A 9,680-nucleotide genomic window follows, 5' to 3' on the forward strand; every position below is an offset into this window, starting at 1 on the left:
TTAATAATTTTAGGAATCGCGTATTAGCTTGCTTTTCTGATTAGATAAACTTATAACCATAAGTTCAGGAGAGCCGGTCGTTTTATCGTCAAACCGTAGTCATACCATTTTTTTAAAGATGTGATAGAGATAAAGAATGTAAAATCCCAGACCATCCGGTGAGAAAACCAATGACGCGATCGGTGAAAGATGCCAAAATTTCCTGGATTTTTGTGCGGAGTTCGTCAAGATTACTAAACATCGACCAAGCTAAAAAATCTTTGAGATATTCCCACACTCTTTCTGTGGGATTTACTTCTGGACAAGCCGGAGGTTGAAATAGTAAAATGATCTTGTCTGGTAATTCAGATGAGCTTAAATTATGAGCGGGTGCGTTATCTACTTGAATGATGTGTAATTCATGAGGATATTGTATTGACAAAAGTTGTAAATATGCTTCCAAACAAACTTTGTCTAAATGCGAAAACTCAAAAAAAAAATCTCTAGCGATTGTGTAGGTCAATAAATATGGCTAAGAGTCAAAAAACCAACCGCGACACGCCAAAAAAACCACAAGACCGATGGTGGAAGATGAAGCGATTGCCTCGCAACTATCGGCATTATTAACACCAGCCATCACCTCACAAGAAAATTACTACCGTCAACTAGGTTTACGAGGGAGAATTCTTAACCTGCCGTTGATGGTAGCAGCAGTATTAACTCTATTGTGGCGAGATGTAGCGGGGGTGACAGAACTTACAAGAATGCTGGCAAGATCAGGTTTTTTGTGGTGCAAGCCTACAACAGTCACTCAACAAGCAATGTCTCAAAGGTTTTTAAGTTTTCCCGCCACCTTATTTGAGGGAGTATTCAAAAATTTATTGCCGAGTTTAAAAACTGCTTGGCACCAGAGAAACCAACGACCTTTACCAGAAAGCATTCAATTTGCCTTAACCAAATTTTCGAGAATTTGGATAGTAGATAGTTCAACGCTCGAAGGATTATGCAAGCAAGCTCAAAAGCCTAGAAGATATACCAAAAGGGCAGTTAGCAGGAAAAATGGCAACAGTCATAGATTTAATGACCAGGCTCCCTGTTGATATTTGGTTTCAGGAAAACCCGAGAGCTTCTGATGTTAAGCTTGAAGAAAACATCCTGCAATTAGTACCAAATAAAACCTTACTTTTACTGGATAGAGGGTTTTATAATTTCAGCTTTGGGCTCCAATTAATTGAACAAGATATTCACTTAATTACTCGTTTAAAAAAAGTAGCATCCCTTCAAATACAGCAAGTATTTACTAAAAGCTACGACCTTAAAAATAGTCTGGTACGTTTGGGTTCGGGAACAGCAAAAAATCCATTTATTACCTTACGTTTGATAGAAGTTCGTTCGGGTAAAACCTGGCATTCTTATTTGACAAGCGTACTAGATCCTCAAATGCTGCCACCCTACGTCGTGGCAGATTTATATCGCAGGCGCTGGAGAATAGAAGAGGCTTTTAATACCGTAAAAATGCTGTTGGGATTAAGTTATTTGTGGACGGGTTCTCTCAACGGCATTCAGCTTCAAATTTGGGGAACTTGGATATTTTATGCAATCTTGGTCGATTTAGGTGATGCCGTTGCTGACCAACTCTCTTTACCAATAGATTCGATTTCATTAGAAATGATTTACCGGGGTCTTTACCATTTTTATGTAGCCCGCCAACAACGCACCGGCAACTGACCCGATAGAGTATTTCGCCTTGAAGAGAAAATCGAGATTTAGGTATTGTTAAATCTCAACGAAAGCCCAATGTTAAGTTAATTGTTGCCCCTTTCCCCGATCGACAGCGAGGCCAGAACCAATTTTTATTTGAGACATCTTCTCAAACCCCCTTGACAACTGCCATACAAGCTTAACTTGTTACCAATGGTGCCTGAGTGATGGCAACGATGAATCACTCAGGCAGGAATTGAAAGCGGCCAACAAGCAACTTGCAGAATGGGATGCAGAACTCAATCAGTTGCACGAGCGCAACGGCGATTTAGGGTTGAAGGTTCAGATGTTGGAGCAAGAGCTCAAGGAAGTGCAGCGCGATCGGGAAGCAAATAAAAACTCAGCTCCGACCGTGGCAGAATTTCCAGAGCCGGCCGACCTGCTCAACCGATTGAAAGCGCGGCGTAAAAAGTCGAGGGCGGACTTGGCTGATATGGAAGCAGTTTTGGAGATACTCAGCTACTTAGAAGAGTCGGACTGAGCGAAGGATGAGCGGAAAATGGAATATCCTAGAGAGTAATAAATCTGAAACCAGTTACCTGTAAAGAGTTAAAGTCAATCGGGATGACAGGATTTGAACCTGCGACCCCCTCGTCCCGAACGAGGTGCGCTACCAAGCTGCGCTACATCCCGAAATTAGTCACTAGATTTTAAGCTTATCACATTCAAGTTAAAATTTAGCAACCTCGTATATAATGATTTTTAAAACACTACTCAGGCGGAGACAGACGTGACAGTTAAGCCCCAGTGGTTGCGAGTTAAAGCCCCCCAGTGGGAGCGCGTCGGCAACGTCAAAGAAATTTTGCGGGATTTATCCCTGAATACGGTTTGCGAAGAGGCTTCGTGTCCGAACATCGGCGAATGCTTTAACGCAGGTACTGCGACATTTTTGATTATGGGCCCGGCTTGTACCCGCGCTTGTCCTTACTGCGACATCGATTTTGAGAAAAAGCCCCAACCTTTAGATCCGACGGAACCCCAAAGATTGGCGCAAGCAGTGCAGCGGCTCAAACTCAATCACGTCGTGATTACCTCTGTCAACCGGGACGATTTGCCGGATGGGGGCGCATCTGTGTTTGTCGAGTGCATTCAAGCAGTGCGATCGGCGATGCCCGATACAACTATAGAAGTTTTAATTCCCGACTTGTGCGGCAACTGGCAGGCTTTAGAAATCATTCTCGCAGCCCGCCCAGAGGTACTCAACCACAATACCGAAACCGTAAAGCGACTTTACCGCAAGGTGCGGCCGCAAGGAAAGTACGATCGCACCTTGGAACTATTGCAGCGAAGCCGCCAACTCGCACCAGGGGTTTACACCAAATCCGGCATCATGGTGGGGCTCGGAGAAACAGACACCGAAATTCGGGAGGCGATGCAGGACTTACGGGCTGTCGGCTGCGATATTTTAACAGTTGGACAGTACCTGCAACCGACTCAAAAGCACTTGAACGTAGAAAACTTTGTGCCTCCAGAACAGTTTGATGCTTGGAGAAAGTTTGGCGAGTCTTTGGGATTCTTGCAAGTTGTCGCTTCTCCCTTAACTCGCAGTTCCTATCACGCCGAACAGGTGAGGGAACTGATGAAACTTTACCCACGCTAGCAATTTTAATTTGAGTTGACTTGCGCCCGTTAGCGAAGCCCTCGAAGAGGATCGCACCATTCTCACTAAAACCCGATCGACCGGGTAACAGCCAGGAAAAACTTGCGCTTGATATGCAGGCCCAGGGCAAAAAACCCGGTTTCAGATGCTGGTGTTCGGGGCGTGATGTTAAGCCCGAAGCAGCAGCCAATAGCAAAACAATTATCGGTCGATCGTCGCCTCCAAGTCGCGACTTACCCAAAAGAGCTCCAGAAACCGGGTTTCTTTCTCAAACTTCTAGGTTTTAATCCAGAAATTTGAGGAAGAAACCCGGTTTTTGCGTCAGCCAATAACTCGGTACTGGGGACTCTAGCAACTCTGAAACCCATATTCTATAATGGATTAAACTTCCGCGCTCACGGCAGCGTATTTAATCAACAGCGCCGAGTTATATAAAGTTTTATTAAAAAAATGGCGAATTTTCCGAAGTGATCGGGAACCAGGTTATTGGTGATGAAGATTAACTTAACTTCTGACTAACGTCACTTGTTTCTAGCCAGTCACTATCTATACTGGCTACATAAACAAAGAAGTACAACACACTTTTCGGGCCTTCAACCTGTTACATCAGAAAGTTCTTAGCCTTTTCCAGAATCTTGGTAAAACAAGTGGGGCAGCAAAAGTTCGATCAAACAACAGCAGAAAAGTCAGAAAAGTTACTAAAGAAACACAAAGCGGTGATGCTTCGTCTTAACCAAATGGGCATCTTAATTATAAATAACCGCTAAGCGTAGCATCTTTTCACCGGAGCCACTGAGAAAATCACTATGCCAGCCACCTCTTTTTACGCTGAAGCTGAATTCGACGAACAACTGCGAGTCAATCCCTTGCAAGGTGATGTGTTGGATGAAGATGCTGAAGAAGCTGGAGACGAACTGCTCGACCAAGACCCAGCAGAGACAGAAGATGCAGACCCAGCAGCCAAATTGCAAAAAAATGCCAACCGTCGCACTACAGATTTAGTGCGCCTGTACCTCCAAGAAATAGGTCGGGTTCGTCTCTTGGGTAGAGACGAAGAAGTCTCGGAAGCTCAAAAAGTTCAGCGCTATATCAAATTGCTGGAATTACGCAACACCGTCGCCTCCCAGGAAGAAGGGCTAATTGGACGCTTCGTGCATTTAATAGAAGTGCGCGATCGGTTATCCGCACAGTTGGGACATAAACCTTCCCTGGAACGCTGGGCATTAACCGCCGGTGTCGGTGACGTGCCAGAACTCAAGCGAATTATGTCCGAAGGCAAGCGCCAGTGGGCCGAGTTAGCCGAGATGACGGTAGAGACGATCGAAAGAATTCAAGCTGAAGGCGTCGAAGCTAAAGACCACATGATCAAGGCGAACCTGCGCCTGGTGGTTTCGGTGGCGAAAAAATATCAAAATCGCGGTTTAGAATTGCTCGACTTAATACAAGAAGGTACTCTGGGACTGGAGCGAGCTGTAGAAAAGTTTGACCCGACGCGGGGCTATCGGTTTAGCACCTATGCCTACTGGTGGATTCGGCAGGGAATTACGCGGGCTATCGCCACTCAAAGCCGCACCATTCGCCTCCCCGTCCACATCACCGAAAAACTGAACAAAATCAAGAAAGCCCAGCGCAAAATTTCTCAAGAAAAAGGTCGGACAGCTACGATCGAAGACATCGCTGTCGAGTTGGACATGACAGCGCCCCAAGTCCGAGAAGTTTTGCTGCGAGTTCCCCGTTCTGTTTCTTTGGAAACTAAAGTGGGCAACGAAAAAGATACAGAGTTAGGCGACTTGCTCGAAACCGACAGCATCTCCCCAGAAGAAATGCTGATGCGAGAAGCTTTGCACCGCGACTTGCAGCAACTGCTGGCAGATTTGACCAGCCGCGAGCGAGATGTAATTTTGATGCGCTTTGGTTTGGGTGACGGACACCCCTATTCGCTGGCCGAAATCGGTCGCGCCCTCGACTTGTCCCGCGAACGAGTCCGTCAAATTGAAGCCAAAGCTTTGCAAAAACTCCGCCAACCTAAGCGTCGCAACCGCGTCCGCGACTATTTGGAGTCTCTGACTTAAATTTGGCAGGTCCGTCAGCGCGATTAATCAGGGAGCAAGGCATTTGGCACTTGTGCAGAAGGCATGAGGCATTCGGCAGAAGTAACAATATTTACTTCTAAACAACTTCTCTGTCCTCTGCTGCAAGTCAATCGATTTTAGATTTTAGATTTTAGATTTTAGATTAAAGGGTTGAAGCATTGACCCCACGCATAAATTCGGGGGGCAAGTTTTATCGGATACAGGTTTTTTATTTCTGGGTCCTGAGTCTGCGCGTGGGAATGAATCACGTGGCGGGTATCCTGGATGCTTTCAGTCATAAAGCTGGTTAAAAGTCAAACAATATCAAAAACCAAATTTTTTCCTCAACCTTTTTTCAATAAGCTGCGATATTTGCAAAATATCTCGATCGTTGTGTATTATTGTCAATAGGCAGACTTTCTTGAGAGGGTCACAATGGCACTTTATACCGCGTCCTCATTCAAATCCGAACTCAATGACAAAGGGTGGCGGATGACTCCCCAACGGGAAACCATCTTGCACGTGTTTCAGAACCTCCCCAAAGGCAATCACCTGAGTGCGGAGGATTTGTACACTTTGTTAAAAAATCGCGGCGAAAACATTAGCTTGTCCACCATTTACCGAACTTTAAAGTTAATGGCAAGGATGAGCCTCCTCCGCGAACTCGAACTAGCAGAAGGTCACAAACACTATGAGATAAACCAGCCTTACCCGCATCACCACCACCACCTAGTCTGCGTTCAGTGCAACAGAACGATCGAATTTAACAACGATTCGATTTTGAAAATTGGCATGAAGCAATCTGAAAAGTCTGGGTTGCACCTGCTAGACTGCCAGCTAACCATTCATACGGTGTGCCACGAAGCTTTGCGGATGGGATGGCCGTCTTTGGTTTCGAGCAATTGGTCTTGTCCGAGGTCGATCGCCCAGAACGGCAGCAGTGCCCCGGATTCAATCGAGTGACAATACACTATTTTCGCATTTCAAATACGGCTTGTTACAATTTTTAACAAAAATGGGTAGCCCAAGTGCGATCGCAGTTACGCAGAAACCGGGTTTCTTAAGAAAAATACATCATTTCAGGAATGAGTCGGAAACCAGAAACCCGATTTCTTTGATGTAGCGTCCGCAAGCCTGGGGCTAAAAAGTTTGGCTCAACAAATCGTCGCTGCTGACCCCGTAACTGCGCTGAGCTCGATCAAGGGCGTCTCTCGTCGAAGTATCGAAAACTCCGCTGATCGAGCCTGTGTAAAAGCCGAGGTCTTGCAGCCGCCTTTGTAATTGCTGAATGCTCGATCGAGAGTTGAAACTGCTGCTAATTGGAACAGCAGGAACAGCTAGCCGCCCAGCTAATCCGTTTTGGAGCGCAGCCAAAGTCGCCGGAGTGGCAATACCCGTCGCCGGTGACAAATTGCGTTCCTGCTGAAACGACAGCACCGCAAACTCGGTCTCGGCTCCAAATACTCCGTTCACCTGGCCGGGGTTTTTGCCCACACTTCTGAGCGCAGACTGAAGTTGTCGGACAGCAGGCCCAGTATCGCCCCGTCGCAGACCCGCAGCGAGCGACGGCAACGGCGCTGCTGCCTGCCTGTTGCCTTGTCGCAAAGCAGATCGAGTGCTGCGATCCACTCTTCCAGTCCCGAACAGCCCGCTATCCCTCTGAAAGCGGATCAAAGCTGCCTGAGTTGGTCGATCGAACCAACCGTGAATCTGGCTCCTGTAATAACCCAATTGTTGCAGCCGCCGCTGCACAAATTCTACTTCTGGGCCTCTGTCGCCCAACTCCAGAAAATCTCCGGCATTACTCTGCTGGTCATTTTCCCCAGGATATAAGGTAATTTGAGCTGCCCTCATCTGGGCATCGATAGCAGTCAAAGTAGCAGTGTCAGCGCAGCCGTCAGAAACCAGATTATAATCTTGCTGAAAACGAGTCACAGCGTAGAGAGTGCGTTCGCGGAACTTGCCGTCAACGCCACCTTCAAAATAGCCCAAAGCTTTTAATTGTCGCTGGATCAAGTCTACCGTCGCCCCTCTGTCCCCGAACCGCAGCCCCTTGCAACCGCCATTTCCCGAAATATTCCCTGGAAGCGTAACGGGGGGAACCGGCCGGGTGGAACCAAACAGCAAAGCTAAAGTTTGCCTATCGGCAATTCCAGTTACCCGCAGTCGATTAATTCGCTGGAAGTATCTAACCGCATTTTGAGTAACTTCGCGAAAACTCCCTGTGGGATGGGCGCTGAAGTAGCCTAGCTGCTTCAACCTGCGCTGGAGAGCAGAAACATCTGCACCTGCGTCTCCAAAACGCAGCTCCCGATAATTTGTATAAATAGTATTAAAAGGTCGATCGTCATCCCCGGCAAAACTGTTGAGTGCTATCACAGTAGCTCGATCGGGCCTACCAGTCAGCGACAGTTGATAGTCTCGCTGAAAGTTAGTCAGCGCTTGTTTTGTTACCGGGCCGAGTTGACCTGTCGATGATCTGGGAAAATAACCAAGTTCCCGCAACCTGTCTTGAATCGCTCGGACATTGGGATATCCCGGATCTATTTGAGCAAAAGCCGCACCTGCTGCACTCAAAACCGACAGCATCAAAGCCAGAGACAACAAACGGACGTAAGTCTGACTCGATAGGTTTTGCCACTTGGGCTCATCAAAAATTTTCGACTCTGGGGGTGCTTCGCAAACAAGAGCAAGTTCGAGGTAAGCAAGGGATTCCATAATTTTTTAGTGTGAAATTGTGGGTGGGTTGTGTGAGCAAACTGCCAAAAATGATTTTTGGCACGCTTGGCTTGGATTCTATCAACGCTAAGTTCTACTTGGAAAGCGCGAAGCACCCGTGTTTATAAAAAATTTACTGTCAAAAATAATTACAGGTAACAACCAAGATAGCATCGCTGCTTCTAGAGACGCGAGACTCAGCAAAAAAGTTTGTAGGCACATCTTAGCCTTTAATATTATGTCCGGTCGATTACCCCTAATACGGTAGGGGCTCCCCTCACGAAAAATATCTGCCAATAATTGACAATCTCAAAAACCCGCCCTTTTAATCGCTGGCTAATATTTTATCTGGCGGCAGCAGAAATTACCACAAGACTTGGACGCAGGTTGTCATCAACTTAATTGGTTGTCAGGTAAAGAGCCTGAAATCGCAGTTTTTTTGTTAAGAAACGCGGCTTCTTCATGTGGCGAGTGCATCTGGGAAAGTACCGCTGATTAACCAAAAAACTAGCCACTAAAAATCCCCACTTTTGCTAGTTGCAAATAGGGCGGGGATTTTTTGATAAGTTGACTTTGTAGTGAACAAACCTGACGGTCAACTGAGTACAGTTAGACCGCAGGCTTCTTTTTCCTTTTTTTTCTCATGCTTTTTATAGTGAGGTAGTTCCACCCCCACTTGCTAATATAGTATCAGAGTATTTCCCGATCATCTTGGGGTATAAAAGAATAATTGTCGGTTTCGGTACCGAAACCCGACGAGCCTTTCATCACGCGGGCGTAATTCCCAACGGGGTACGGGGCCGAGCGCTCTGATTAATCCCCTCTAAATATACGCCCGGGACTTCCCGGCTGGTAGTTAAATTAAGCCGAACCGATCGCAAATTACAGCTACTCCCGCTGCAAAAACAGTAATTGCGATGGCTACCAGCGGGTTTTGTCCTCGGCTCACCGCAAAAGAGGTAACGACCCCAGCTCCCAAAGCCGCAGTAACAGCAGCAGTCGCCAAATCTCGATCGGGACGTTTGTCGTACATATTTTTTATTGTTGGTAGCTGTTAAGCTGAAAACTTAGATATTGCGATCAAAGCTAGCACTCTTGCCTCTGCGGCGGTGACAACAGCCTGCGTTTTGCAACTAACCTTAAAATATTGCTAATTTTCTTAACATACTCTCCTGAATAACATAAGTTAGGATTATGTATTTTCGAGTTTTTATGTTGAATTTTAGCTCTTGAAACCTTTTGTCTGCTGGGCTTTTATGTCAAATTCAGGATGTTGCAGGGGCGATCGCACCCGCAGTCTCAGGGCATCAAACTGCAATCTCAAATATCGAAAATAAATTTAACTTGACTTTTTGTGATAAATGTGTATCTCGCTATTTGCAACAAGAGACAGGAAAAAACCCGGCGTTGGTGAACAATTTTCACACTGCGATTGCTTCGCGGCCCTCACAATCAGAGGAGTATATTTGTTGTCTAAGAGAACACCACAGAATGATTGATCCTATAATGAGCAAAATATAATTTCAGTGTGCAGCCTATCTTATGTCTCT

6 protein-coding genes, 1 tRNA gene and 2 pseudogenes are annotated in these 9,680 nt (G+C 46.2%); 5 read left to right on the forward strand and 4 right to left on the reverse strand.

The features are described 5' to 3' along the window. Window positions 1-112: 112 nt before the first annotated feature. Window positions 113-442: a transposase gene (locus tag QUB08_RS30520; protein WP_333229873.1), complete on the reverse strand. Its 330-nt coding sequence runs from the start codon at window positions 440-442 to the stop codon at window positions 113-115. Window positions 443-560: 118 nt separating this feature from the next. Between QUB08_RS30520 and QUB08_RS30525 the strand changes: the two are divergent. Together QUB08_RS30525 and QUB08_RS30530 are read left to right on the forward strand one after the other, a co-directional pair. Next, window positions 561-1,883: pseudogene (locus QUB08_RS30525) on the forward strand (IS4 family transposase). A 53-nt stretch (window positions 1,884-1,936) separates the two neighbouring features. Further along, window positions 1,937-2,221: a flagellar alpha dynein gene (locus QUB08_RS30530; RefSeq protein ID WP_333229875.1), complete on the forward strand. Its 285-nt coding sequence runs from the start codon at window positions 1,937-1,939 to the stop codon at window positions 2,219-2,221. Window positions 2,222-2,299: 78 nt separating this feature from the next. On the opposite strand, the gene QUB08_RS30535 is transcribed toward QUB08_RS30530, so the two are convergent. Next, window positions 2,300-2,373, reverse strand: a tRNA-Pro gene (locus QUB08_RS30535). 91 nt (window positions 2,374-2,464) lie between these two features. On the opposite strand from QUB08_RS30535, the pseudogene lipA reads away from it, so the two are divergent. The 3 genes and pseudogenes from lipA to QUB08_RS30550 form a co-directional block, all read left to right on the forward strand. Beyond that, window positions 2,465-3,340: pseudogene (lipA, locus tag QUB08_RS30540) on the forward strand (lipoyl synthase); the annotation flags it as partial. Window positions 3,341-4,146: 806 nt separating this feature from the next. Then, window positions 4,147-5,412, forward strand: a complete 1,266-nt coding sequence (gene sigC, locus QUB08_RS30545) for an RNA polymerase sigma factor SigC (RefSeq protein ID WP_333229877.1) — start codon at window positions 4,147-4,149, stop codon at window positions 5,410-5,412. A 435-nt stretch (window positions 5,413-5,847) separates the two neighbouring features. After that, on the forward strand, window positions 5,848-6,375 hold the full coding sequence (locus QUB08_RS30550) for a transcriptional repressor (RefSeq protein WP_332981668.1): 528 nt from the start codon (window positions 5,848-5,850) through the stop codon (window positions 6,373-6,375). Window positions 6,376-6,552: 177 nt separating this feature from the next. Here the strand turns inward: QUB08_RS30550 and QUB08_RS30555 are convergent, their stop codons facing one another. Both QUB08_RS30555 and QUB08_RS30560 read right to left on the reverse strand, forming a co-directional pair. Beyond that, window positions 6,553-8,130, reverse strand: coding sequence for a peptidoglycan-binding protein (locus QUB08_RS30555; RefSeq protein WP_333229879.1), 1,578 nt, complete (start codon window positions 8,128-8,130; stop codon window positions 6,553-6,555). Window positions 8,131-8,986: 856 nt separating this feature from the next. Beyond that, window positions 8,987-9,163: a hypothetical protein gene (locus QUB08_RS30560; RefSeq protein ID WP_006632312.1), complete on the reverse strand. Its 177-nt coding sequence runs from the start codon at window positions 9,161-9,163 to the stop codon at window positions 8,987-8,989. Window positions 9,164-9,680: the final 517 nt, after the last annotated feature.

The organism is Microcoleus sp. BR0-C5 (genome assembly GCF_036705045.1).
Taxonomy (GTDB): domain Bacteria; phylum Cyanobacteriota; class Cyanobacteriia; order Cyanobacteriales; family Microcoleaceae; genus Microcoleus.

Coding starts and splice junctions, on each gene's coding strand:
- QUB08_RS30555 (WP_333229879.1), bottom strand. CDS start 8,130: ATGGAATCCCTTGCTTACCTCGAACTTGCTCTTGTTTGCGAAGCACCC.
- QUB08_RS30560 (WP_006632312.1), bottom strand. CDS start 9,163: ATGTACGACAAACGTCCCGATCGAGATTTGGCGACTGCTGCTGTTACT.
- sigC (WP_333229877.1), top strand. CDS start 4,147: ATGCCAGCCACCTCTTTTTACGCTGAAGCTGAATTCGACGAACAACTG.
- QUB08_RS30550 (WP_332981668.1), top strand. CDS start 5,848: ATGGCACTTTATACCGCGTCCTCATTCAAATCCGAACTCAATGACAAA.